The organism is Flagellimonas sp. 2504JD4-2 (genome assembly GCF_053642935.1).
On the sequence record NZ_JBSIOV010000001.1, the window covers coordinates 1097197 to 1123329 of the forward strand.

The following is a 26133-nucleotide window of genomic DNA, read 5'->3' on the forward strand; positions in this document are numbered from 1 at the left end:
TCAACCCTATTTTTACATGAAACGTTACCTTGTACCAATACTGTTGATGTTTTTTCTTTTTGGGTACTCCCAAGAAAATCAAACTGAAAAACAATATGGGGAAAAGTATCTGGAGGATCAATTTTATGTTGGCCTTGGGTTCAATATCCTACTGAACAAACCCACCAATGTGACGCAATCCAGTTTATCGTATAACCTTCAGGCCGGTTTTATCAAGGATATCCCTTTCACTCCAATGAGAAATTTTGGCATTGGTATCGGGTTGGGCTATGCCACAAACTCGTACTATAGCAATATTGTTGCACAACAAGCCAACAACGACATCACATATCAAATCGGGGGAGTGGAGGGCTTTCGCAGGAGCAAGTTCGAGACACATGCTGTTGAAATGCCCTTTGAGCTAAGATGGAGGACTTCTACGGCCAGCGATTATAAATTTTGGAGAATATATACCGGGGCCAAATTGGGCTACGTGTTCTCCGGAAAATCGAGATTGTTGACAGATACGGGCAAATCAGGGTTTTCCAATGAGAACATTCAAAAACTACAATATGGTTTGATCCTAAGTTTTGGATACAATACCTGGAATGTCCATGCCTACTATAGTTTAAATCCCTTGTTGGAAGATAGTGTTATGGTTGATGGAGGAGAAGCTATCGACCTTCGTGTACTCCGGATAGGAGTAATTTTCTACATTTTATAACCAGTATTTAAGCGTAAGCAGCTGGGAGCAAAACCCAATTAAAAACCCAATCAATAATTCAACACGACTATGGGCCTTGAGGTACAATCTTGAGGTGGCCACCAGACCTGTGAGCAAGGTAAAAATACTTATGGCCAAGGTAATATTGATTTCAAAATGGATGCTCAGACCAATCATGAACATTAAGAGGCTTCCCATACCCAAAAGATGGATGCTGGTCTTAAATTTTAAAAACAAAAGAATCAAAGCGGCTCCTGTAGCGGTAAGTAGCCCGGTAAAAAAGTAAAACAACTCATGCACATAGTTGTTCGGGATTACTTTGTAGAGAATCATCAATAACAGCACGCAGCTAATATATAATGGATACTTTCTTTCCTGTACAGTGGGCAAAAAGATGGAGTTGATCACCCCAAGATTCTTCAAGATCAGAAAGAATATGATAGGAATGATTACGGTGAGGATAAAAATGGGCAAAATGTTACCGCTTTGAATCTCTAGGGAACTCGCTTTGGGAGTAACCAAGAAGTAAAACACGGTTCCACCTATCGGAATGAACAAGGGATGGAATATATAGGAAATGATGTTGAGAAAATGTCCCATCAGATTTGCTTTCTAAGCCGGGCAACAGGTATTCCCAACTGTTCCCTATACTTAGCTACTGTTCGACGTGCAATAGGGTATCCACGTTCCTTTAAGATTTTGGCTAATTTATCGTCGGTTAGTGGCTTTTTCTTTTCCTCATCACGGATAACCGTCTCCAATATCTTTTTGATTTCCTTGGTCGAGACATCTTCTCCCTGCTCATTTTTCATGGCTTCGGAGAAGTACTCCTTAATTAGTTTGGTGCCATAGGGAGTGTCTACATACTTGCTATTCGCAACCCGGGATACCGTGGAGACATCCATATCAATTTGATCAGCTATATCCTTTAGGATCATGGGTCGTAATCTTCGTTCATCACCACTCAAAAAGTAATCTTTTTGGTAGTTCATAATGGCACTCATGGTAACGTACAAAGTTTGTTGACGCTGTTTAATAGCATCGATAAACCATTTCGCCGCATCAAGCTTCTGTTTGATGAACAATACCGTATCCTTTTGGGATTTCGACTTTTCCTTGGAATTTTTATAGCCCTGCAACATATTACTGTATTCCTTGGAAACATGCAGTTCCGGAGCATTTCTGCCATTCAGGGTCAGCTCAAGCTCTCCTTCAACAATTTTAATTGAAAAATCAGGAACAATATGTTCGATGATACGGGTATTCCCTGCATAGGAACCGCCGGGCTTAGGATTTAACCTTTCAACTTCCGAGATAGCATCTTTTAACTCTTCTTCACCGATATGGTGCTTTTGCAATAGTTTGGAATAGTGCTTTTTTGTGAATTGATCAAAGGACTTTTCCAAAATGGAAATGGCCAGTTCTACGGAAGGAGTTTTCTCTTTTCGCTTAAGTTGAAGAATTAGGCATTCGTCCAAAGAACGGGCAGCCACACCAGGAGGATCCAATTCTTGAACGGTCCTGAGGACGGCCTCAATTTTACCTTCCTCTACATATATATTTTGGGTGAAGGCCAAATCATCCATGATATCCGTTAACGGCCTGCGTATATAACCGCTTTCATCGACACTGCCCACCAAAAATTCAGCAATCGCCCATTCCTCGTCATCCAAATAAACGGTATTGAGCTGATTGATCAGATATTGATTAAAGGACATTCCTGCAGCATATGGAATGCTTTTTTCATCATCATCCGGGCTGTAATTACTGGTTTGGGTCCTGTAATCCGGAATCTCATCGTCGCTTAGATAATCATCTATATTGATTTCATCCGCGGAGATGCTCTCACTATCAGCAGAATCGTCATAAGCATCCTCATATCCATCCTCCAAAGTATCATTTTCAGCCTTTCCACTTTCCAATGCAGGATTTTCTTCCAACTCCTGTTTCAATCGCTGCTCAAAAGCCTGAGTAGGCAATTGAATCAACTTCATCAACTGAATTTGTTGAGGAGATAGTTTTTGGGAAAGCTTAAACTGTAAATGTTGTTTTAGCATTAGGATTGATTTGCAATCTTCCTTCTTATAAATTTAAGAATTCAATTTAAAACTCGGCATTTTGTGGGGTTCTGGGGTAGGGTATTACATCCCTAATATTTCCCATTCCGGTAGCGAACTGTACCATACGTTCAAACCCGAGTCCGAATCCACTGTGCACCGCTGTACCAAAACGTCTTAAGTCCAAATACCACCAAAGTTCCTTTTCGTCGATGTCCAGAGCTTTGATTTTCTGTTGTAGTACCTCCAAGCGCTCTTCACGTTGCGAACCACCTACAATTTCACCTATTCCAGGGAACAGCACGTCCATCGCACGAACCGTTTTTCCATCTTCGTTCAATCGCATATAGAATGCTTTGATGTTGGCGGGGTAATCAAAAAGAATAACCGGACATTTAAAATGTTTTTCCACCAAAAATCGCTCGTGCTCACTTTGCAGGTCAGCACCCCATTCATCAATTGGAAACTGGAATTTCTTTTTCTTATTGGGCTTGCTGTTCTTTAGAATATCAATCGCCTCGGTATAGGTGACACGTTTGAAATTATTGTCAACAACAAATTTCAGTTTTTCTATAAGGGCCATTTCAGAACGCTCGTTTTGGGGTTTGGATTTTTCCTCATCCAAAAGGCGTTTTTCCAAAAATTGAAGGTCATCTTCACAGTTATCCAAAACATATTGAATAATGGATTTGATGAAATCCTCTGCCAAATCCATGTTGGCATCCAAATCATAAAAAGCCACTTCGGGTTCTATCATCCAAAACTCTGCAAGGTGTCTTGAAGTGTTGGAGTTTTCGGCTCTAAAAGTAGGTCCAAAGGTGTACACTTTACCCAATCCCATAGCGTAGGTCTCAGCTTCCAACTGCCCGGAAACAGTAAGGTTTGTTTCCTTTCCAAAGAAATCTTGGCTATAGTCCACCTCGCCATTATCACCCACTGGCGGATTTTTCGCATCCAATGTACTCACCCTAAACATTTCACCTGCGCCTTCTGCATCCGAACCGGTAACAATGGGTGCATGCATATAGTAGAATCCATTTTGTTGGAAATAGTTATGGATGGCAAATGCCAGCACGGAACGAACCCGCATAACTGCCGAAAATGTATTGGTACGTACCCTAAGATGTGCTTTTTCCCTTAAAAATTCCAAAGAATGCTTCTTGGGCTGAATAGGGTATGTCTCCGGATCTGCACCGCCATGAACAAAAATGTCGGTAGCCTGGATTTCGATACTTTGTCCTCTTCCCTGACTTTCAACAAGGGTTCCGGTTACCTTCAAAGCAGCTCCGGTGGATACTTGTTTCAGCAAACTCTCTTCAAAATTTTCAAAGTCAACAACGCATTGCAGATTATGGATGGTAGAACCGTCATTTAACGCAATAAAGCGGTTGCTACGGAATGTCTTTACCCATCCGTTTACTTCAACATTTTCTCCAACAGGTTGCTTTTTAAGCAGTTCTTTAATGGAATAAGAGTTCATTTCAGCTTATCGTAAAATTAAGCGGTAAAGATAGCTTTTTGATGAAATATGAGGGCAATGGATAAGGCATATTTATGCTGAGGAAAGACGCTATTTGTCCTTAACGCTGACTTCTTCCTTCGGCAAAATATCAATTTGCGGCTTTTTAAGTACTTCTTTATTGGCAATACTACGTTCCAAAGAAAGTAGAAGGGATGGCAACAAGATCAGATTTGCCAACATCGCAAAGAGTAGGGTTGCGGAAACCAACCCACCCAAAGCCTTGGTCCCGCCAAAACTTGAGATGATAAAAACGGAGAAACCAAAGAAAAGTACTATAGAGGTGTAAAACATACTCACACCGGTTTCGCGGAGGGCTGCATAAACAGACCGTTTTATGTGCCATTTGTGCGTGGCCAATTCTTGCCGATATTTTGCCAGGAAGTGAATGGTATCATCAACGGATATTCCGAAGGCGATGCTAAATACCAAAATGGTTGAAGGTTTTATAGGGACTCCTAGATAGCCCATTAAGCCGGCTGTGATCACCAAGGGTAACAGGTTGGGAACGAGTGATATGATGATCATTCGGAACGAACGGAACAAATAGGCCATAAACAATGAAATCAAACCTATGGCGAGCGCCAGGGAGAGCAATAGATTTTTCACCAAGTATTTGGTTCCTTTTAAGAAAAGCAACGCCTTTCCGGTCATAAAAACGTTGAACCTTTCGGAGGGGAAGATTTTTGCAATGGCCTCTTGCATGTCTTCCTCAATTTCCTCCATACGATCAATTTTCACGTCTCGCATAAAGGTGGTTACTCGTGCGGTTTGACCTGTACTATCAACAAAGCTTTCCAAAAGATCTCCATCATTTTCAGATTTTCGGACAACATCCATGATAAAGGTGTTCTCCTGGGAGGTAGGCAGTTGATAATATTTTGGAATGCCGTTGTAAAAAGCTTGTTTGGAATATTTTACTAGGTTAACCAAGGAAACAGGTTTTGAAAGCTCCGGGGTTTCCTCAATTACAGTACCCAAACGGTCCATTCTTTTCAAGGTGGCTGGTTTTGAAGCTCCATTTTTTCGTTTGGTATCCACTACAATTTCCATAGGCATTATACCATCAAATTCTTCCTCAAAAAATTGGATATCCTTGAAGTAGTGTGTATCCTTGGGCAAATCTTCAATACGACTTCCGGTAATTTCAATTTGGTAGATTCCAATGATGCTTAGAATCAAAACGACAACGGTTGTAATATAGACCGCAATCCGATGGTGTCTTACCATGCGTTCCATCCAATTTACGAAAAGATCGATCCATTTTTTGTTCAAATGCTTCAAATGCTTCGTTTTGGGAAGCGGCATAAAACTATACAGGATGGGAATGATTAATAAAGATAGAATGAAAATGCACAAGATATTGATTGAAGCCACGATACCAAACTCTTTTAGTAGGTCACTATCCAAGATTATGAATGTGGCAAACCCTGAAGCAGTGGTAATGTTGGTCATTAAGGTGGCATTTCCAATTTTGGAAATAACTCGCTGCAATGAAAGTGCTTGGTTTCCGTGTTTTTTGACCTCTTGTTGATATTTGTTAATCAAGAAAATGCAATTCGGGATTCCGATAACAATGATCAAGGGTGGAATTAGAGCGGTTAGAATGGTAATCTCAAACTGGAACAACCCTAATATACCTAAAGCCCACATTACACCAATTATAACGACACACATTGAAATCAAAGTGGCCCGGAAGCTCCTGAAAAAGAAAAAGAAAATGATAGAAGTCACCAAAAGGGCTGCTCCAACAAATAATCCAATTTCGTCTACAATGGCCTTGGCATTCCATGTTCGGATATAGGGCATGCCAGAAATATGAACATCAAGATTGGTTTCTTTTTCAAAATTCTCGACCAAATCGGCAAGATCATTTAAAATAAACTCATTTCGAACAGTGGTGTTCATGATATCCTTATCCAAATAAGCTATGGTCTGGACGGTTCCACTTTCTGCATTAAAGATAAGATTGTCGTAAAACGGAAGTTCATTAAAAAGGTGATTTTTGAGCTTATCAACCTCGTTTTTGGTCTTTGGAGTCTCCTTGATTAGAGGTTCCATAACAAAAACCTGCTTCTCATTGTCTTTGATCAAGACTTTAAGATTGTCGGTGGAAACCACGAAGTCAATTTCCGGAAATGCTTCCAGTTGTTTGCTCAGCTTATTCCAGCGATTGAATTTGCTTGGGGTAAAAAGCGTGGAGTCACGAATACCAAGAACTATGGCGTTTCCTTCTTCACCAAATATACTTTTGAACGCATTGTATTGCACTGTGGCAGGATGGTCATCAGGAAGTATGTTGGCCTCAGTATTGGAAAACCGCATATGTTTCCACTGAAGACCCAAAAAAACCGTAAAAGCTGCGACACACAGAAGGATGAGAATCCTATTTCTTAAAATTATCCGTGCGACCCTTGGCCAAAATCCTTTTGTTAGCTTAGCTACCATACCGGTTTTATTGGGCGCAAAGGTAGAAAATGATAAGTTGTGTTCCTAGAGAATGTAATTGGATATGACGTAAGATTATACCTTCATTATTTCGCCTTCCTTAACCCCAAAAATAGTATCTACTTTTTTGCTGTAGTTATCGGTAAGGTCTTGGACGTCAACCTCGGCATTCTTTAACCGATCTTCAGAGATATCTAGGGATTTAAGCTCCTTGTTGGCCTCTTGTCTGGCACTACGAATACTGACCTTGGCATCCTCGGCTTCTGATTTAGCCTGTTTAACCAGTTGAATCCTTCGTTCTTCGGTTAGGGGAGGAACGTTGATGATGATCATTTCACCATTGTTCATAGGATTAAAGCCCAAGTTCGAATTTATGATGGCAGTTTCAATATCCGAAAGGATATTTTTTTCCCAGGGTTGAACAGAAAGTGTTCTGGCATCTGGAGTGTTAATATTAGAAACTTGTGAAAGAGGGGTCTGGGAACCATAATATTCTACCATGACCGTAGATAACATAACCGGACTAGCTTTTCCAGCACGAATTTTAACCAAAGCCTTTTCAAGGTGGGAAATGCTACCCTCCATGCTCTCTTTGGCACTGTCTAGTATAAATATTACTTCTTCTTCCATAATTTTTGAACTTTATTTACTGCATTCAAACTGTATGCCAACTTAAATATTTACCACGGTTCCTATATTTTCGCCGGAAACTATTTTCATTAGATTTCCTCTTGTGTTCATGTCAAAGACCACAATGGGCAATTCGTTTTCTTGGCTTAGTGTGAATGCCGTGGTATCCATCACTTTAAGCCCTTTGGAAAGCACATCATTAAAGGAAATACTATCAAACTTGGTCGCTGTTTTGTCTTTTTCAGGGTCCGAGGTGTAAATTCCATCTACTCGTGTTCCCTTAAGGATAACATCGGCTTTTACCTCAATCGCCCTTAATACCGCTGCTGAATCTGTTGTGAAATACGGATTCCCTGTTCCACCTCCAAAAATTACCACTCTACCTTTTTCCAAATGACGGATAGCTCTCCTTCGGATAAAAGGTTCTGCCACCTCATTGATTTTAACGGCAGATTGGAGCCTTGTCTCCACACCTTGGATTTCCAAGGCACTTTGTAAGGCCAATCCGTTGATGACTGTGGCCAACATTCCCATATGGTCTCCTTGAACACGGTCCATTCCCTGACTCGCTCCGGAGAGGCCCCTAAAAATATTGCCTCCACCAATTACAATGGCTACTTCAACACCTTTTGCAACAACAGCTTTGATGTCTTCCGCGTATTCCGAAAGTCTTTTTGCGTCAATTCCGTATTGCTGTTCACCCATTAGGGCCTCACCACTTAGTTTTAATAAAATTCTTTTGTATTGCATTGAGATATGTTGAAGTCGGGACAAAAATAATCAAAATTATTTACGGCAAACTAATCGAAAAAGAGATCGCCCAAGAATAATTTGAAGAAAAAAATCATACATTTTGTAACCTTTTCAAAAAACAAAAGTATATCCTTCAAACAGCCAAAAATAGTAGCCCGTTGCAAAACCTAACCGACAATTCGTTAATGCTCAAAGTCAAGAGTGGGGACTTGGACAAGTTGGGGTTGTTGTACGAGAGACATAAAAAAAGGCTATTTGGATTTTTCTACAATCTGGGAAACAACCCATCAGTAAGTGAGGATTTGGTCCAAAATGTCTTTGTAAGGATTTTAAAATATAGAAAATCTTATTCCGGAGAAGGTGCTTTTGCAGCTTGGATGTTTAGGATGGCCAGAAACGTGCATTATGACCATCACAAGAAAATGGCAAAACAAAACCTTTCATCTGGGATTGCGCCGGATGAGTTGAAATTGGTGACTGAGGACCAATTAAATGTTGACCACGAGATAGAGGGAAACAAGGCTGCCCTAAAGCAGGCATTGTCCATGTTGCCTGGGGAGAAAAGAGAGTTGTTGGTGTTGAGCAAGTATAGAGAATTAAAGTTTAGTGAAATAGCGCAAATTATTGGATGCTCAGAAGGAGCTGCAAAGGTTAGGGTGCACCGTGCCCTAAAAGATTTAAGAACGATTTTTTTACAATTGGAAATCGCATGAGATGATGAACAAAGAAAAGTTTGAAATACAAGTGATGGATTTTCTTTCGGGGCAAATGTCCGAAAAGGAGAAAAAAGATTTTAAAAATTTCCTCGACGAGAATCCTGAATATGCAACCGAATTTAATGAGCTATCCAACACCTTAAAAAGCGTAAATGACCTGGACGCTCCCCTACCATCTGGGAAAATGGATGAAACCTTCTTTTCAATGCTCTATGAAGAAGTGGAAAAAACAAAGGAGAAAAATACTCTGAATGTATTCAAGGGATGGATAACGACAATCTTTAAACCGCAACTGGCTTATGGAATTCTACTGCTGGCAATGGGTTTCGGAATAGGGCATTATTTGAATTTGGGGAATCAGACCAAAAATACAAACCCGGCGATGGTCAATGAAGAGACTGAGCATGTGAGACAAAAGCTGGTGTTGACGCTTTTGGACCAACCTTCGGCAAATCAAAGATTACAGGGCGTAAGTGAGGCAAATAAATTTGATGCTGTTGATGAGAAAGTAATTATGGCTTTGCTTCAAACGCTGAACAACGACTCCAATGTTAACGTGAGGTTGGCGGCCGTTGAATCCTTGACAAATTATGTGGATGACCCAGTGGTCCGGCAGGGATTGGTACAATCCATCCCGCATCAAGAATCACCCATATTACAGGTAACCTTGGCCAATCTAATGGTGGCCTTGCAGGAGAAGTCGTCCATTGAACCCTTTAAACAATTGTTACAAGAAAAACAGTTGGATACAACGGTGAAGAAGAAAATTAGAAAATCCATAGAATCCATTATCTAAATAAATCAATCATTCCCTTTGGGAATAAATCAAATCACGAACAGTCAAATTTTTAAAACGATGAAACAGTTAATCACAATGGCTTGTATTGTCCTTTTTATGGGAATGCCAAGCTCAAAAGCACAACAAAAGAAGCTTACGGAAAAAATTAAAAAGGAAATTTCGTTTGCTCCGGAATCAGAGAACAGCCTAATCATCAGAAACATTTTTGGATCTATTTCCGTCGAAGGATATAATGGAAACAAGGTTTTGGTAGAGGTTGAAAAAATAATCATGTCCGATGACTCTGAAGGTTTGGAATTGGGAAAGCAAGAGCTTCAACTTATGGTTGTTAAGGATAAAAAAGGGGTGATTTTACATCCAGATGCACCGTATATGGAATTCGACAAAAACAATCTTAGGTATAATTGGTGCAACAATAATGAAGAACTTGCCTATGAACACAGGTTGAACTTTAGCGTTAAAGTGCCTTATGCCGCCAAAGTTGATGTGGGTACCGTGAATAACGGTGAGGTTTTAGTTGAAAATACGCGAGGCAGCTCTATCAAAGCCCGGAATATTAATGGGGGCATCACCTTGACCAATGTAACCGGAAAAACGCTGGTAAATTGTATCAACGGGCCTGTCAATATCACCTATGCCAACAATCCAACGGGTTCCTCGGAGTATTACTCCTTAAATGGGGATATCAATATTTCATATCAAAAAGCACTTTCGGCCAAGATTTCCTTTAAAAGTATGAATGGGGAGATGTTTACGGATTTTGATATTAATAAACAGTATATGAAAACCCGGAAAAATTCAAGTGGGGAGCATAAACCAAAATATAAGTACGAAGCCAGACCCATAGTTCAGATTGGAAATGGACAAGTCGATTTTGATTTTGAAACGCTGAACGGAAATGTATTCATCAAAAAAATATAAAGTCATGAAAAACTTCAAATTAGTTATAGTATTGATTGCGCTCGCAGTAATGGGCAATCTTTCAGCACAGGAAACGAGCATTGATCTGTTTTCAATTCCCTTAAGTGATGCTTCGGCTCCCGGAAAACTGGTCATAGATCAACTTTCCGGTTCGATAAATGTGGTCGCATATGATGGTAATGAGGTGATTATAAAAGCTTCCTTTGAGAACAAAAAAGAACATTATGGGAAAGAGCATAAACGTGACGGGATGAAGAGAATTGAGAATTCATCCTTGGACATAAGTGCGGAGGAAAAAAACAATGTGGTGCGCGTAATCAATGAACAATGGAACAGAGCTACCAATCTACAAGTAAAAGTTCCCAAGAACTTTGCACTTAAATTGTCAACCGTAAATGAAGGCAATATTTATGTTGAAGGTGTTAGCGGGGAAATGGAAATCAGCAATGTAAATGGGGGGATTACACTGAAATCGGTGAGTGGTTCCGCTTCAACGGATACCGTAAATGGTAATATAAAGGTTGATTTTAATAGTATTTCAGGGGATGCAAATATGGCCTTTAGTAGTTTGAATGGAGATTTGGACATTACCTTCCCCAACTCTTTGAAGGCCGATGTTAAGGCGAAGACGGACATGGGAGACATTTATACGGATTTTGATATGCAAGTTTCGGCCAATCAACCAGAGGTGAATAAAAATAATTCCTCCGGAACTTATAAAGTTAAGATAGAGCAGTGGGTGCAAGGAAAGATTAATGGGGGTGGTCCTGAAATGCTGTTCAAGACATTTAATGGGGATATTCTTATTAAATCAAAATAGCAATAAGCTTAGGCAAAAAAAAACCGCTACATAGTAGCGGTTTTTTTGTTTCATATGCTTTTGGTTATCCCAAAGCTACTCTTTGGAAACCGGTTACTTCCAAGCTGGAATCTACAGATTTCACATATTGGGCAACACTTTGCTTGCTATCTTTGATGAAAGCCTGGTTGATCAAAGTATTGTCTTTAAAGAAACGCTTCAATTTTCCTTTGGCAATATTGTCCAACATTGCTTCTGGCTTACCTTCTTGACGCAATTGATCTTTAGCGATCTCGATTTCCTTGTCGATAACGGATTGATCAACACCTTCTTCGTTCAAAGCGACAGGATTCATAGCTGCAGCCTGCATGGCTACATCTTTAGCGGCTTGGGCAGCACCATCTACATTGGCGGACAAACCAACCAAAGTAGCGATTTTATTTCCTGCATGGATATACGAACCAACGAAGGGAGCATCTAATTTTTCAAAACTTCCGATTTCGATTTTCTCACCGATAACACCAGTTTGCTCAGTCAATTTTTCAGCGACTGTCATCCCGTTGAATGCAGATGCCAAGAAAGCATCTTTGTCATCAGAATCCAAAGCAACATCGGCCAATTCATTGGCAAGTGTAACAAAGCTTTCGTTTTTTGCAACGAAATCTGTTTCACAGTTCAAAGAAATTACAACGCCTTTTGAATTGTCGGCATTGACTTTAGCAATAGCTGCACCTTCGGAAGAATCTCTGTCGGCTCTTTTGGCTGCAACTTTTTGACCTTTTTTTCTAAGGATTTCTATTGCTTTTTCAAAATCACCATCTGCTTCAACCAAGGCCTTTTTGCAATCCATCATTCCAGCTCCGGTGGTCTTTCTTAATTTATTTACTTCTGCGGCGGTAATCTTTGCCATTTTTCTCTCTTTTTAAATTTATTAAAGTGGCACTCTTAGAGTGCATTGTTAGACGTTGTCCAGTAAATATTGGCTATTCAACCCCACCTTTGGCGTTGTCTTGCCATTCTTTTAGTTCATCCCATTTGCCATCGGCAGCCATTTGTGCCTGCTTAGGCCATGATGTAGGGTCTAAATGAGCCATTCTTGAGCTAGCCTCAGTCAAAATCTCCTTGATTTTTTCTGGGTCAGCTTTTGCCAATTTTGCAAAAGTATCGATGCCAGCAGCAATTAATGCTTCGGCAGCTTTGGGTCCAGCACCTTCAACTTTGGTCAAATCATCTGCTTTGGCAGCTTTTGCCTTGGTTGCTTTTGGTTCTTCTTTGACCTCAGCAGCTTCCTTTTTTGGGGCAGCTTCTTCTTTTGCCTTTGGTTCTGGTTTTTCTTCAACCGCTGGAGCTTCTTCAGCTTTGGCAGGGGCTTTTTCAGCTTTAGCTGGAGCCGCAGTTTCTACAGGAGCTTCTGTCTTGGTTTCAGCTTTAGCTTCGGTTCCTTTTTCTTCCTGCTTTTCGTTCTTACGATCTGCCAATCCCTCGGCAACTGCATTGGTCACCTCGGTTAGGATAGCCTCGATTGATTTCCCGGCATCATCATTTGCGGGAATAACATAATCGATTGGTCTTGGGTCAGAGTTTGTGTCGACCATTGCAAAAATTGGAATGTTCAATTTTTGAGCTTCCTTCACTGCAATGTGCTCCCTCATGGTATCCACGATGAAAATTGCACCAGGCAATCTTGTCATGTCTGCAATGGAGCCAAGGTTTTTCTCCAATTTTGCACGAAGACGGTCAACTTGCAATCGCTCTTTCTTGGAAAGGGTGTTGAAAGTACCATCTTTCTTCATGCGGTCAATCGCAGCCATTTTTTTAACTGCTTTACGAATAGTAACAAAGTTGGTCAACATACCACCTGGCCATCTTTCAGTGATGTAAGGCATGTTTACTTTGGATACTTTATCCGCGACAATGTCTTTTGCTTGCTTTTTGGTGGCTACGAAAAGGATTTTTCGGCCAGATGCAGCAATTTTCTTGAGGGCCTCATTGGCCTCATCAAGTTTTGCAACTGTTTTGTAAAGGTTGATGACGTGGATTCCGTTACGCTCCATGTAGATATAAGGAGACATGTTGGGATTCCACTTTCTTGTTAGGTGTCCGAAATGCACACCTGCTTCTAGTAAGTCTTTTACTTCAATGTTTGCCATTTTTTGTAATTAGTTTACGTTCCGTTGTAGTAGCAATGGATTGGTGGTCGCAAATTTGCTCGCCCTACCCATTTAGATGCTAAACTAAATTCCAAAAAGTCGATTTTTTTTCCTTTTTGGAACAACGACAACTTGGTTAAAAATATAACCCTGAAATAAACAAATGCTTCAGGGTTTTCAATGAACTTATATAGATTCGGTGCAAAGCACCTGAACATATTAACGTTTAGAGAACTGGAATTTCTTACGGGCTTTCTTCTGACCGAATTTCTTTCTTTCCACCATTCTCGGATCCCTAGTCAATAAACCTTCTGGCTTAAGAACGGCTCTGTTCTCTTCATTTATTTCACACATTGCTCTGGACAAAGCCAAACGAACTGCTTCAGCCTGACCAGTGATTCCTCCACCATAAACATTCACCTTGACATCAAATGCATCCTCATTACCAGTCAATGCAAACGGCTGCTTTACTTTATATTGCAATGTTGCTGTAGTAAAGTAATCGTTCAAATCCTTTTTGTTGATGGTAATGTTTCCTTTTCCTTCAGAAACATATACTCTTGCTACAGCAGTTTTTCTTCTACCAATCTTATGAACCACTTCCATTATTTAAAGTCGTTTAAGTTTATTGCTTTTGGTTTTTGTGCTTCCTGACCGTGTTCTGCACCGGCATATACTTTTAGGTTTCTGAACAAGTCAGCTCCCAATCTGTTTTTTGGAAGCATCCCCTTAACGGATTTTTCAATGATACGCTCTGGGTGCTTGGTCAACAAATCTTTAGCTGAAGTGGAACGCTGTCCTCCTGGATAACCTGTATATCTCTGATATTCTTTATCCTCCCATTTGTTCCCAGTTAGGTTGATTTTCTCTGCATTGATAACAATTACATTGTCACCACAATCAACATGGGGAGTAAAATTGGGCTTATGTTTTCCTCTAAGCAACTTGGCTACTTTTGATGCCAATCTACCTAGCGTTTGTCCCTCAGCGTCAACCAACAACCATTGCTTGTCAACGGTAGCTTTATTGGCAGAAATAGTCTTATAACTTAATGTGTCCACTTCTAGAATATTATTGATTTAAAAACCTATCCCGTTAAACGGGCTGCAAATGTACAATTATTAGATTGAATTACAAATGGTTGATTTGGAATTTTTTTACTTTTTCCAATCGGCCGGCAAAGTTAAAAAGTTGCAGGGATGATTCAGCCATGGTTTGTTAAAAATGATATAAAAGTATGGATGGGTGTAACTGTTTGAATTTTTGTGGGTCTTTAAGGTAGCTAATCAATCAAAAAACGAGCAAAGTGAAAAGGTTAATCATTTTCTTCACGCTTATTTTCTGTGCTACTTATGTCCATGCGCAAGATTCCACAGAGATAGTTCCCAAAAAGATTTATGTTACCAAACCCATAGAGCAAACTTTACCACCCATTGTAGATGGTCTTTTAACGGATGAGGCATGGGACCTTGTTGAATGGGCCGGGGATTATGTCGAATTTCAACCCGACGAGAACACTCCACCAAGCCATCAAACCAAGTTCAAAATTGTTTACGACAGTAAGAACCTATATATAGGTGTAAGATGTTACGATTCCGAACCCGATAAAATTGTCAAACGATTGTCTAGAAGGGATGGTTTTGAAGGTGATTGGATTGAATTCAATATAGACAGCTATCACGACAAACGAACTTCATTTTCATTCAGCGTTACGGCGGCTGGGGTAAAAGGCGATGAGTTTGTTTCTAATAACGGTAACAATTGGGATGATAGTTGGAATCCAATATGGTACACCAAAACAAACGTTGATCATGAGGGTTGGACCGCCGAGTTGCGGATTCCCTTGAGCCAACTCAAATTTGGGAAGGAAGATGAACAAGTCTGGGGGTTACAATCCACCCGAAGATTTTTTAGGGCTGAAGAACGTTCGCTTTGGCAGCGGAAACCCATAGATACACCAGGTTGGGTCAGCGAATTTGGAGAATTACATGGACTTAAGCAGATTGAGCCACAGAACCAATTGGAGATTCAACCCTATACGGTGACCAGCGCAGAAACCTATGAGGCGGAAGATGGAAATCCCTTTAGGGATGGAAGCGAAAATGATGTAACCGTGGGACTGGATGCCAAAATTGGGGTCACCAACGATTTGACACTTGATTTGACCGTAAACCCTGATTTTGGCCAAGTTGAGGCTGATCCATCTGCCATTGCCTTGGATGGATTTCAAATATTCTTTAGGGAACAACGACCATTTTTTGTTGAGAACAAGAACATTTTCGACTTCAGGATCTCACGGTCCGAGGCTGGGGATACTTTTGGCTTTGACAATGTTTTTTATTCGCGAAGAATTGGAAGAAGTCCCCAGGGTTCTCCCAATACGTCGGACAATGAATTTGTGGACCAACCCGATAACACACCGATAATTGGAGCGGCTAAATTTAGCGGCAAAACCAAGGACGGCTGGGCCATCGGAATACTGGAAAGTGTTACGGCCAAAAAATATGCGCTGATAAGCAACGATGTGGGGGAAGAACGCAAAGAGGTAGTGGAGCCATTGACCAATTATTTTGTGGGAAGGCTTCAAAAAGATTTTAATAATCGAAATTCGTATATCGGGGGAATTTTTACTGCCACAAATCGGGATGACCTGACCCAAGAATTGGATTTTCTGCACAAATCTGCATTTACGGGAGGAATAGATTTCAAACATCAATGGAACGAACGTGACTGGTATGTTGGGGGAAATATCATCTTTAGCCATGTGACCGGTAGCCAGGAATCCATAAAAAATACACAGGAGTCAATCACCCATCTCTTTCAACGTGTTGGGGCTGATCACATAGAATTGGATACAACAAGAACATCCCTCTCCGGTACAGGAGGGAACCTTCAGATTGGGAAGGTAGGTAACGGGCATTGGAAGTTTGAATCCGGTGCGACATGGCGCTCCCCGGAACTAGAATTGAACGATATCGGTTTTCAAAGGCAAGCGGATGATATTCGTCATTACACTTGGATTGGCTACCAAACTCTAAAGCCCGATAGCACATTTAGAAGGGTGGGCATTAACTACAACCATTGGAGTGCATGGGATTTTAATGGAAACCATAATGTGTTGCGCTTTAATACCAACAGCTGGCAAAATTGGAAAAACAACTGGTTTACAAATTTGGGAATGACGTATACGGCGATGCAATATTCCAATTTTGCATTGCGGGGAGGTCCTAGATTGAGGCAGTCTTCGGGAATCAATATGTGGAATAGTATCAGCACAGATAGAAGAAAAAAATTGAGTTTTAGCATGTTTCAACGTGGAAGTAGGGCGTTTGACAAATCTTATCGCTTTTATTATGTTGAAGCGGGAGCAACTTATCAACCCATAAATGCTTTGCGCATTTCTGCCTTCCCATCCTTGAGTACCAATAATGACAGGTTGCAGTTCATTGATAATTTTGATGATGTAAATGGGTCGCCAAGATATCTTAATGGTCATATTCAACAAAGAACGTTGAGCATGTCTTTTCGGTTGAACTATACCATCAATCCAAATTTGACCATTCAATATTGGGGCCAACCTTTTATTTCGAGAGGACGTTATTCCAACTTTAAACATATCGTCAATCCAACAGCAAAACAATTTGAAGATAGATTTCAAGCTTACCAAGGAAATCAGGTCACTTTGGTGGATGACACCTATTCAATAGATGAGAATTTAAATGGGGTCGAAGACTTTAGTTTCGGTAATCCGGATTTTTCCTTTGTCCAATTTCGTTCCAATCTGGTAATACGTTGGGAATATATCCCGGGATCTGAAATTTTTCTGGTTTGGTCCCAAGATGTTTCTCAAAATGGGGACCCATCAGATGGATTGTTGTCCAGTTTGGGAGACAATATATTAGGTCAAAAACCACAGAATATTTTCCTGTTGAAAGCAACCTATAGGTTCGTTTTATAAAACCTTTTTGAATCAACCCAGTTTTTCCAGTGCTGAAACCAAAGCCTTATTGGCTTCGTGATCCCCAATCGTAATGCGAACTTTCCCGGGAGCTCCAAATTGGGAGACAGGCCTTACCATGACGCCATGTTGCATTAGAAAGTCGGTAAACTCAAATTCCGGTAACGGAGGATCGACCAAAAAGAAATTTGCTTGGGTAGGCCAGTATTTAATGCCGAGCCTGTCAAAAGCTTCAGAAAGAAATTTTCGGCCTTCAATGACAGTCCTGACCGTATTTTGAACAAATTCAACATCATTCAGTGCTCCAATGGCAGCTTCCGTCGAAGTATGGGGAAGCAAAAAGGGTTTGTGTATTTGTCTTAGGTATTGTGCTATTTTCTTCGTAGTGTAGCAATACCCAATCCGCTGTCCAGCCAAACCATATGTTTTTGAAAAACTATTAATGGCGATTAGGTTATGATTTTCTTTTACATAGGGTAGCCCAGAGACATAATCATCAGCATCGGCAAAATGACGATACACTTCGTCAAGTACAACTACGATGTTTTTTGGAATTCGAGATAGAAAATCATCCAGAATGGCTTTCGGAATATACGTCCCTGTCGGATTGTTTGGGCTGGTCAAGAATACAATCTTCGTTTTATCCGTTATTGCTGCCAAAATTCCTTCAACATCCAATGAATAATCGGGTTCCTTTAGGGGAACATCGATTTGCTTTGCGCCATACCACCTTGAGAAAACCGAGTAGGGCAAAAAACATGGATTGGAAAAAATGACCTCATCACCTTCATTGATAAAGGCGCGCAGAATCATATCAATGATTTCGGAACCACTATTTCCGCAGATGAATTGGAAAACGGAGAGTTCGCCCTTAAAATCATCCACTAGGGCTTTTCGTAACCGGATATCGGTTTGATCCGGATAAATATGAACATTTTTAGCCGCTGCTATCAAAGCTTCGGTAGCCATGGGGGATTGGCCCAAGGGATTTTCGTTGGAAGAAAGTTTATAGATTTTCTGTCCGCCATTGGCTGGAATGCCCTTGCCACCCTCATAAGCTTTTTTGGGCTGTAAATAAGGCTTGAAAATAGATTCGATTTCGTTGCTCATTAGCTTAGTTGTTCAGCGTACATCAATATGGCCAACGCTTTTGCAGCGTTGTTTTCATTTAAAACTTGTTGTGCCACCCAATGCAATTCGGTTTTAAGCTTTTTTGGATCGTTTTTTAATTTTTTGGAGAGCATCCTGATCTCATCGTCTTGAGCAATTTCCTCAACTTCACCGTTTGTGGGAAGCTGCTCCATATTGCCCAATCGTCCTAGGTTGTTTCCGGTCAAAACATCGCTTTTTCGAACTCCTTCCGGTAGTTGATCCACACCGATACCTTTGGTTCTGATAGGCTTCGGAATTTCAAACAGCGCATCTCCACTAGCCCGGGTATACCAATTACCACCCATTCTGCCAACCAAATCCAATTTTTTGGGATCTAATTTTCCTTCTTCATCCAAAAAAGCTTCATTAATATGGATAAGCTCTACTTTGGCTAAAATTAAATTCCCTGCTCCTGGAGTATCTGCCAGCTCAATGACCTCGGTCACCGAACATTCAAAGGAAACGGGAGCTTCCGCAACACGCGGAGGTCGAACCTTTTCACTGGGCACCTCGGTTAATCCAGATTTTACAAATTCGTTGACTCCTTTTTCATAGGCAGTGCTGGAAAGTGACATTTGTTCCACCAACGGGAAGTCCACAATATTAATGACCACTTCCGGCACCTCTTTTACATTTTGGTGTGAATGTTTGAGCGAATTATCCCTTCCACTTCGCGCTGGCGAGAAAATCATAAGAGGAGGGTTGGAGCTGAATACATTGAAAAAGCTAAAAGGACTCAAATTCACGTTACCATCTGAATCAATGGTACTTGCAAAGCAAATGGGCCTTGGAGCCACGGCAGAAAGCAAATATGCATGCAAATCAGGTTGCGGAATTGCTATTGGATCTATGGTTTTCGTCATTGATTTTTTAATTGTCATTCCTGCGAAGGCAGGAATCTATAATTAGACAAAGAGGTTCCCGATTTCTCGGGAATGACAAAGCTATGTTATTTGGCAGGAAGCACTTTAGCGCTGACATCACCAAATCCAACACGAATATCGCCTTTTTCCGCATAACCTCTCATGATTACGGTGTCCCCATCTTGTATGAACTTACGCTCCGAACCATCTTTCATTTTAAGGGGTTTGGTTCCCATCCAAGCCAGCTCCAACATGGAACCGTATGAATTTTCATCCTTTCCAGAAATAGTTCCAGAACCATAAAGGTCACCAATATTGATGTTGCATCCATTCACAGTGTGGTGTGCCAACTGCTGCGCCATGTTCCAGTACATGTATTTGAAGTTGGAATGGCAAACAACTTGCTCTTCAACATTTTCAGGTGCAATGCCAACCTCAAGCTTGATATCGTAATTTTTTGTGCCTTCAAATTCCAAATACGGGAGAACTTTTGGATTTTGTTCAGGCCCAGAAACCCTAAAAGGATCCAAGGCTTCCAAGGTAACAATCCATGGAGAGATGTGCGAGGCAAAATTTTTGGCCAAAAATGGCCCCAAGGGAACGTATTCCCATTTTTGAATATCTCGGGCCGACCAATCGTTGAGCAGGACCATTCCGAAAATATAATCTTCGGCCTCATCTGTTGAAATGGACGCTCCGATATTTGTATTTTTTCCCGTAATAAAGCCCATTTCCAATTCAAAATCCAAGCGTTGCGAAGGGCCAAAGATTGGAGTCTCAGCATCCTTCGGAAGCGTTTGTCCCTTTGGTCTATGAATAGGTTCTCCACTGGCAATAATGGAGCTGGCCCTACCGTGATACCCTACGGGAATATGTTTCCAATTGGGCATTAACGCCTTCGCAGGGTCGCGAAACATTGTGCCCACGTTGGTGGCATGTTCAATACTGGAGTAAAAGTCGGTGTAATCGCCAATGTAAACGGGCATATGCATCTGGGCATCCGATTGAAGTACAAAAAGTTCAGGCTTTCCGGCCAAAACCGAATCTTCATCTTGAAGCCAATGTTGAATATCTTTTCGAACCCTATTGGTTATCTTCTTGCCCAAGGAAATGAAATCGTTCAGGACTTCTTTTTCAAGAACGGCGGTGTTAAAATCGAATACGTCCAATTCGGCCACTGCTACCAAATCTAAAATATGTTCACCGATGGCCACGCCAGCCCTTGGGCTTCTATCTTCAGTTGAAAAAATTCCAAAGGGAATATTGTGAATTGAAAAATCTGAGTTTTCAGGTATGTTTATGATCATATAAATTCTTTGTGTCATTCCTGCGCTTCGTCTGGCTCAGCATAAACTCCGGCAGGAATCTAATTTTTCTTTGTTTTGGATTCTCATTTTCATGGGAATGACATTATGTGCTAATGAATTACTCCACCCAAGACTTGTAGTAACTGCCGTCATCTATTTTCAATGCGTTTTCCGTAACCTGCAGGGGTTTGAATGTGTCGATCATCACAGCGAGCTCCAAGGTTTCCTTTTTGCCGATACTTGCTTCATAGGTGCCCGGGTGAGGCCCATGTGGAATTCCAGATGGATGCAGTGAAATATGGCCCTTGGCAATATTGGTTCTGCTCATAAAATCTCCATCAACATAATACAGGACCTCATCAGAATCTATGTTGGAATGGTTGTATGGTGCTGGAATAGCCTTTGGATGATAATCGTACAATCTTGGACAGAAAGAGCATATCACAAAAGCATCGGTTTCAAATGTTTGATGCACTGGAGGTGGTTGATGTACCCGGCCAGTAATGGGTTCAAAATTATGGATGGAAAATCCGTAGGGATAGTTATAGCCATCCCAGCCCACAACGTCAAATGGGTGTGTAGCATAAACCAAGCTATGCAGCATCCCTTGTTTTTTGACTTTGATCAAAAAATCACCCTTCTCATCATAGGTCTCCAAATCCTGGGGTAACTTATAGTCCCGCTCACAGAAAGGAGAGTGTTCCAACAATTGTCCAAACCAATTTCTATATCTTTTTGGTGTATAGATTGGGCGAAACGATTCCGAATATAGGATGCGGTTATCCTCGCTGTCGAACTCTATTTGATAGATCATACCGCGCGGGATGATCAGATAATCCCCGTACTCAAAAGGAATATTGCCCACAAAGGTTCGCAGAGTGCCCGACCCTTTATGAATGAACAACATTTCATCGGCATCAGCATTTTTATAAAAGTAGGATGTCAATGATTTTTTGGGTGCTGCCAGTCCAATATGGATGTCATTGTTTACCAAAAGCGGCTCACGAGCTTCCAAAAAATCATCTTTTGGAGCAACATCAAACCCAATGAGCTTTCTTGAAGTTATGTTTTTTTCTACCGCAATTTTAGGTCTTACATCAATGGCCTTGCCGATTTCCTTAACCTGTGTAGGTCTATGGTTTTGGTAAAGCAGCGATGACATTCCATCAAACCCTATGGTGCCGAACAACTGCTCGTAATAAAGGCCACCATCCGGTTTGGTAAACTGGGTATGTCTTTTCTGTGGGATTTTCCCGAGTTTATGATAAATGGGCATGGTTATGAGTTATGAGTTAAAAGTGTTGGGTTATGAGTTAAAAAACTGTTCACTGTTTACTCAAAACTCAACACTGATAGCTTATTAATGTAAAGTTCCCCTGACTTCTTGTTCGCGCTCAATAGCTTCGAACAGTGCCTTAAAGTTACCTTTTCCAAATGATTGTGCGCCCTTTCTTTGTATAATTTCAAAGAACATGGTAGGTCTTGGCTCTACCGGACGCGTGAAAATCTGGAGTAAGTACCCTTCGTCATCACGGTCTACCAAAATCCCCAATTCCCTTAGCGGTGCGATATCTTCATCGATTTTACCTACACGATCTGTAACAGCTTCGTAGTATGTATCTGGAACCCTAAGGAACTCAACTCCACGACTTCTCAACTGTTTTACCGTGGAAATGATGTCATCGGTTGCCACAGCAATATGCTGAACACCTTCGCCTTCATAAAAGTCAAGATATTCCTCAACTTGTGATTTTTTCTTGCCTTCCGCTGGTTCGTTGATAGGAAATTTGATCCTTCCGTTGCCGTTGCTCATCACTTTGCTCATCAAAGCGGTATACTCTGTTGAAATGTCATCGTCATCAAAGGAAAGGATGTTGACAAAGCCCATGACGTTTTCATAAAACTCCACCCAATGGTTCATTCTGTTCCAATCGACATTCCCTACCATGTGATCGACATATTTTAGACCCGTTGGTTCTGGGTTGTAATCAGGAGTTTCCCATTTTTTGTATCCAGGCATAAAAATGCCATTGTAGTCTTTTCTTTCCACAAAAATATGGACAGTTTCACCATAGGTGTAGATGCCTGAGCGAACTATTTTTCCGTGCTCATCTTCCTCCGTTTGTGGTTCCATATAGGATTTGGCGCCTTTTTCTATGGCCGTGTTGTAAGCATAAGTGGCATCATCTACCCATAGGGCTACCACTTTGACACCATCTCCATGCTGATCAATATGTCTACCTATATCAGTACCACTTCGTAGAGGAGATGTCAATACCAAACGAATCTTATCTTGAACCACCACATAACTTTCCTTATCTTTTAAACCGGTTTCAAGACCAGCATAGGCCAAGGATTGAAATCCGAAAGCAGTTTTATAAAAATGTGCAGCCTGTTTGGAATTGCTCACATAAAGCTCTAAATAATCGGTACCGTTGATCGGCATAAAATCTTTGGCTGCATCGTGCAATTTGGGTAATGTAGATGTTTCCATAGGTGCTATATTTTGATTGTAAAATTAAAAATTGTTGTTGATGCAACAAAAATAATAAATTTGAAATAATATTTAGCAATGGTGGTGCAAATAATTGTTAAAATTGTTCTCTTAAATTTGTCATTACCACTTTAAGCTTTTCGAAGTGTGATTTTAGGAAGTTTATAGGCTTAGACAAGCTCAGGATGATAGAATAAGCATTTATGCTCAATCGTATTGATGAAATATCGGGAATTGGATTACACTTGGATCTGGTCCTACGCAAGGTGCAGGATGCTTATCTGAGAAAGTTCAAGGAGTTGGAAATTGACCTTACCATTGAACAATGGGTGATTCTTTATCGCATTTACCAATTGGGAGATGATGTTTCCCAATCCGATATTGTAAAATCCAACTTTAGGAACCGCGCCACTACTTCTCGCGTTATTGGGGGCCTTGAGCGTAAGGGGTGGATAACCAAAACCCGGTTTGATGGTGATATGAAACGCTTTAAACTGGAGCTGACTTCCAAAGGAAAGGGCGTAATTGCCACCATTGAACCCCATGCCAACCTATTGCGCAGACAGGCCATTAAGGGTTTGGATAAGAAAGAATTTGAAACTTTTTTAAAGGTGCTGGACCAAATTTGGGAAAACTACCATCATTAATTTTCTAGTTCTTTATTGAAAAATTCCCAGCTGGAAACCAACTCAAATTCGGGAGTGTTTTCAAATAACATATCCAATGTCCATTTATGATTATCCCCGACAATAACTAAAATTCGATCATTTGGTTTGTTCATTTTGATAACATTCGCTAACATTCTAACATTTCTTCTGTACCACCTTCCTAACCAATCCGGGCCAATCCAGTTTTTTTGAATACCTACCCTAACCTCATAACTGTGCATTCTTTGTGCGTTAATTTGTTGTGCCCGGGGTGAGTTGCGCAAGACAATTTGATCTAAAAGAGACATTTTTTTTAAAAGGTTTTGATTATGTCTAAAGGTTTCAATAATCTTCTTCTCGTATTTGTCAAAAAAACCTGGATCATTTTTTTGAGCGTATTCGCTAAAGCTGTCAAAGGAAAAATCCTGAAGGGATCCAATGAATTCGGTCTGGTTGTCGAAAAAAAATAAACTTTCGTGGCGCATTGTTTTGGCCAAGCGAAAACCCAATTGAAATACTTCATTTTCCTTGTTGGTTATAAATGTTGGGTTTTCCTGGAACTCCTGATAATTTTTATTTGCCAGTTCGGATGCCGAAGGTTCCCATTCCAAAACAATTTTGGTTGGCTTATACTTTTTTAGAATTTCAACAAGTTGGATAATGGATTTTTGTTTTTCGGTATTCAAAACCGACTTGTCAAAGTGAAAGGTGCCAAGGACCATTACTTTAGAAATGGTCAAGGAGTCATAATCCATTAATTGAGGTTCTACTTCTTCAAGGGAACGATCTAGCTTTGTTTGCGCCGAAACGTTTAGGTCATTAAAAAATAATATAGCAAAAAGAAAATATAATATCAGCGAATTGTAATTTGAATTCATAGGAGTTAATTGATTAGCTATGGCTAAAAGATGTAAAAAACATTGGATTGTTGCACTTTGATAGAAGTACTTTGAATTGATTTTTGTAAGAATGAGGAATCCAATGGCGTATCCAGGTTAAAAAAGTATAGATATTGGATAATACAAACCATTTCTTGCTGTAGAAATCACTTGAATTTTGCCGACTTATTCTTAAAAAATGTTTCATTATGAAAAAGTTAGTTCATTATCCAACTTTATGGCAAGCATATCCTTTTTCCATGGAAATGTTTGCACATTTTGAGAAAGAGGCCCGCGTTAGGGAAATAGAAAAAGAGATAAAGAAGAAAAACGCAAAAAAAGAAAGAAAGTCAAAGCTAAAGCTAGCTTTCGGCTGGTAAGTAAAATAAATTGTAGCGAATGAAAAAGCGCCATGTTTGGCGCTTTTTTTATGCGTCAATGCTTACTGCATTTTTGCTGGGTACGATTTTGTATTTCATTTTGGTACTCAAAACTTTTACAAAGGAGGCTCCTAAAAATATAATTTGGGATGTATAATACACCCAGAGCATTATAAGGGCCAATACACTAGCGGAACCAAAAGTTGTAGCCAGATGGGCCTTTCCCAAATACATTCCAATTCCAATTTTTCCAACAACAAAGAGTAGCCCTGTAAACAGTCCACTGAGCAGCGCGGGTTTCCAATGTATCTTGGTATCTCCCAAAAACCTGAACATAATGGCAAACATGAGCGAAACGATCAGGAATGAGGTCAAGTGTTCATATGCAAATGAAAATTCATAATCCGGATGAAGGTTCGCGCCATGTCTAATAAGAAAAGCATTCGTCAAAGTGCTTAGCAACAGAATAAAAAACAACGCTATGAGTACAGCGAACGAAGCCAAATGCTTGGTAAAATATCGAATGATGCTACTTTTAGGTTTAGCCTTGATACCCCAGATATCATTGAATGCATTATGGATTTGATTCAGCATCCCAGAAGCACTCAACCCAAGGGTAATGAATCCGATAATTGTTGTGAATATTGAGTTGTGGTTGACGTGTTGATTTTTAATCATGTCTTGAATCTGCAAAGCAGCATCATTGCCCAAAACATCTTTTAATTGGATGAAAATCTCACCCGATACCGCCTGTTTACCAAACACCATTCCCAAGATAGAGATCAAAATTATGATGATGGGAAAAATGGAAAACACGGCGTAATACGCCAAGGCTGCTCCTTTTTGAAAGGTGTTGCTATTAAAAAAGTGATTGAAGACCTCTTTAAAAAAATTAAACATATTCAATTGTCATATTTAATCCACTGTACCTTCAAATTTGAACAACAGAAGTTGAGAGG

General features: G+C 40.4%; 25 protein-coding genes. 8 read left to right on the forward strand and 17 right to left on the reverse strand.

Going from position 1 to position 26133, the window contains the following annotated elements:
- Positions 1–16 precede the first annotated feature (16 nt).
- Positions 17–703 (forward strand): porin family protein, encoded by a 687-nt coding sequence (locus ACULLH_RS04990; RefSeq protein ID WP_454087620.1) that lies wholly within the window; start codon positions 17–19, stop codon positions 701–703.
- Here ACULLH_RS04990 and ACULLH_RS04995 read toward each other — a convergent pair.
- The 6 genes from ACULLH_RS04995 to pyrH all read right to left on the reverse strand — a co-directional run bounded on the left by ACULLH_RS04995 (position 698) and on the right by pyrH (position 8107).
- Positions 698–1303, reverse strand: coding sequence for a hypothetical protein (locus ACULLH_RS04995; RefSeq protein WP_454087621.1), 606 nt, complete (start codon positions 1301–1303; stop codon positions 698–700). The genes ACULLH_RS04990 and ACULLH_RS04995 overlap by 6 nt on opposite strands.
- Complete coding sequence (gene rpoN / locus ACULLH_RS05000) at positions 1303–2760, reverse strand: RNA polymerase factor sigma-54 (protein ID WP_454087622.1); 1458 nt, start codon at positions 2758–2760, stop codon at positions 1303–1305. The genes ACULLH_RS04995 and rpoN overlap by 1 nt, the downstream gene beginning before the upstream one ends.
- A 46-nt stretch (positions 2761–2806) precedes the next feature.
- On the reverse strand, positions 2807–4240 hold the full coding sequence (gene asnS / locus ACULLH_RS05005) for an asparagine--tRNA ligase (protein WP_454087623.1): 1434 nt from the start codon (positions 4238–4240) through the stop codon (positions 2807–2809).
- 90 nt (positions 4241–4330) lie between these two features.
- A complete protein-coding gene (locus ACULLH_RS05010; RefSeq protein WP_454087624.1) occupies positions 4331–6727 on the reverse strand; it encodes an efflux RND transporter permease subunit in 2397 nt (798 codons plus the stop codon).
- Positions 6728–6802: 75 nt separating this feature from the next.
- Positions 6803–7357 (reverse strand): ribosome recycling factor, encoded by a 555-nt coding sequence (gene frr / locus ACULLH_RS05015; protein ID WP_454087625.1) that lies wholly within the window; start codon positions 7355–7357, stop codon positions 6803–6805.
- A 42-nt stretch (positions 7358–7399) separates the two neighbouring features.
- Positions 7400–8107 carry a UMP kinase gene (gene pyrH / locus ACULLH_RS05020; RefSeq protein WP_454087626.1) on the reverse strand — a complete coding sequence of 236 codons (708 nt, stop codon included), beginning with the start codon at positions 8105–8107 and terminating at the stop codon, positions 7400–7402.
- Between the two features lie 188 nt (positions 8108–8295).
- Between pyrH and ACULLH_RS05025 the strand changes: the two genes are divergently transcribed.
- Genes ACULLH_RS05025 through ACULLH_RS05040 form a run of 4 tightly spaced genes read left to right on the forward strand, consistent with a single transcriptional unit; the run spans position 8296 to position 11366 of the window.
- Entirely contained in the window at positions 8296–8823 is a 528-nt protein-coding gene (locus ACULLH_RS05025; RefSeq protein WP_454087627.1) for an RNA polymerase sigma factor, read from the forward strand.
- 1 nt (position 8824) lies between these two features.
- Positions 8825–9622 (forward strand): hypothetical protein, encoded by a 798-nt coding sequence (locus ACULLH_RS05030; protein WP_454087628.1) that lies wholly within the window; start codon positions 8825–8827, stop codon positions 9620–9622.
- 60 nt (positions 9623–9682) lie between these two features.
- Positions 9683–10546 carry a DUF4097 family beta strand repeat-containing protein gene (locus ACULLH_RS05035; RefSeq protein WP_454087629.1) on the forward strand — a complete coding sequence of 288 codons (864 nt, stop codon included), beginning with the start codon at positions 9683–9685 and terminating at the stop codon, positions 10544–10546.
- A gap of 4 nt (positions 10547–10550) precedes the next feature.
- Positions 10551–11366 carry a DUF4097 family beta strand repeat-containing protein gene (locus ACULLH_RS05040; protein ID WP_454087630.1) on the forward strand — a complete coding sequence of 272 codons (816 nt, stop codon included), beginning with the start codon at positions 10551–10553 and terminating at the stop codon, positions 11364–11366.
- Between the two features lie 64 nt (positions 11367–11430).
- Here the strand turns inward: ACULLH_RS05040 and tsf are convergent, their stop codons facing one another.
- From tsf to rplM, 4 genes are all read right to left on the reverse strand, one after another.
- Positions 11431–12255: a translation elongation factor Ts gene (gene tsf / locus ACULLH_RS05045; RefSeq protein WP_454087631.1), complete on the reverse strand. Its 825-nt coding sequence runs from the start codon at positions 12253–12255 to the stop codon at positions 11431–11433.
- 73 nt (positions 12256–12328) lie between these two features.
- Positions 12329–13495, reverse strand: coding sequence for a 30S ribosomal protein S2 (gene rpsB, locus ACULLH_RS05050; protein ID WP_454087632.1), 1167 nt, complete (start codon positions 13493–13495; stop codon positions 12329–12331).
- A 219-nt stretch (positions 13496–13714) separates the two neighbouring features.
- Positions 13715–14101: a 30S ribosomal protein S9 gene (gene rpsI / locus ACULLH_RS05055; RefSeq protein ID WP_454087633.1), complete on the reverse strand. Its 387-nt coding sequence runs from the start codon at positions 14099–14101 to the stop codon at positions 13715–13717.
- Positions 14101–14556 carry a 50S ribosomal protein L13 gene (gene rplM, locus ACULLH_RS05060; protein WP_454087634.1) on the reverse strand — a complete coding sequence of 152 codons (456 nt, stop codon included), beginning with the start codon at positions 14554–14556 and terminating at the stop codon, positions 14101–14103. The genes rpsI and rplM overlap by 1 nt, the downstream gene beginning before the upstream one ends.
- 245 nt (positions 14557–14801) lie before the next feature.
- On the opposite strand from rplM, the gene ACULLH_RS05065 reads away from it, so the two are divergent.
- Positions 14802–17453 (forward strand): DUF5916 domain-containing protein, encoded by a 2652-nt coding sequence (locus tag ACULLH_RS05065; protein WP_454087635.1) that lies wholly within the window; start codon positions 14802–14804, stop codon positions 17451–17453.
- 12 nt (positions 17454–17465) lie between these two features.
- Here ACULLH_RS05065 and hisC read toward each other — a convergent pair whose 3' ends face one another.
- The 5 genes from hisC to hppD all read right to left on the reverse strand — a co-directional run bounded on the left by hisC (position 17466) and on the right by hppD (position 23269).
- Entirely contained in the window at positions 17466–18563 is a 1098-nt protein-coding gene (hisC, locus tag ACULLH_RS05070; protein WP_454087636.1) for a histidinol-phosphate transaminase, read from the reverse strand.
- On the reverse strand, positions 18563–19468 hold the full coding sequence (locus ACULLH_RS05075) for a flavin reductase family protein (RefSeq protein WP_454087637.1): 906 nt from the start codon (positions 19466–19468) through the stop codon (positions 18563–18565). The genes hisC and ACULLH_RS05075 overlap by 1 nt, the downstream gene beginning before the upstream one ends.
- Before the next feature lie 86 nt (positions 19469–19554).
- Complete coding sequence (gene fahA / locus ACULLH_RS05080; RefSeq protein ID WP_454087638.1) at positions 19555–20775, reverse strand: fumarylacetoacetase; 1221 nt, start codon at positions 20773–20775, stop codon at positions 19555–19557.
- Positions 20776–20893: 118 nt separating this feature from the next.
- Positions 20894–22051 carry a homogentisate 1,2-dioxygenase gene (locus ACULLH_RS05085; protein ID WP_454087639.1) on the reverse strand — a complete coding sequence of 386 codons (1158 nt, stop codon included), beginning with the start codon at positions 22049–22051 and terminating at the stop codon, positions 20894–20896.
- Positions 22052–22135: 84 nt separating this feature from the next.
- Positions 22136–23269: a 4-hydroxyphenylpyruvate dioxygenase gene (gene hppD, locus ACULLH_RS05090; RefSeq protein ID WP_454087640.1), complete on the reverse strand. Its 1134-nt coding sequence runs from the start codon at positions 23267–23269 to the stop codon at positions 22136–22138.
- Positions 23270–23472: 203 nt separating this feature from the next.
- On the opposite strand from hppD, the gene ACULLH_RS05095 reads away from it, so the two are divergent.
- Complete coding sequence (locus tag ACULLH_RS05095; RefSeq protein ID WP_454087641.1) at positions 23473–23916, forward strand: MarR family winged helix-turn-helix transcriptional regulator; 444 nt, start codon at positions 23473–23475, stop codon at positions 23914–23916.
- Here the strand turns inward: ACULLH_RS05095 and ACULLH_RS05100 are convergent.
- A complete protein-coding gene (locus ACULLH_RS05100) occupies positions 23913–24794 on the reverse strand; it encodes a DUF5694 domain-containing protein (RefSeq protein ID WP_454087642.1) in 882 nt (293 codons plus the stop codon). The genes ACULLH_RS05095 and ACULLH_RS05100 overlap by 4 nt on opposite strands.
- Before the next feature lie 209 nt (positions 24795–25003).
- Between ACULLH_RS05100 and ACULLH_RS05105 the strand changes: the two genes are divergently transcribed.
- Positions 25004–25174, forward strand: coding sequence for a hypothetical protein (locus ACULLH_RS05105; RefSeq protein ID WP_454087643.1), 171 nt, complete (start codon positions 25004–25006; stop codon positions 25172–25174).
- Positions 25175–25222: 48 nt separating this feature from the next.
- On the opposite strand, the gene ACULLH_RS05110 is transcribed toward ACULLH_RS05105, so the two are convergent.
- Positions 25223–26074 carry a YihY/virulence factor BrkB family protein gene (locus ACULLH_RS05110; protein ID WP_454087644.1) on the reverse strand — a complete coding sequence of 284 codons (852 nt, stop codon included), beginning with the start codon at positions 26072–26074 and terminating at the stop codon, positions 25223–25225.
- Positions 26075–26133 lie beyond the last annotated feature (59 nt).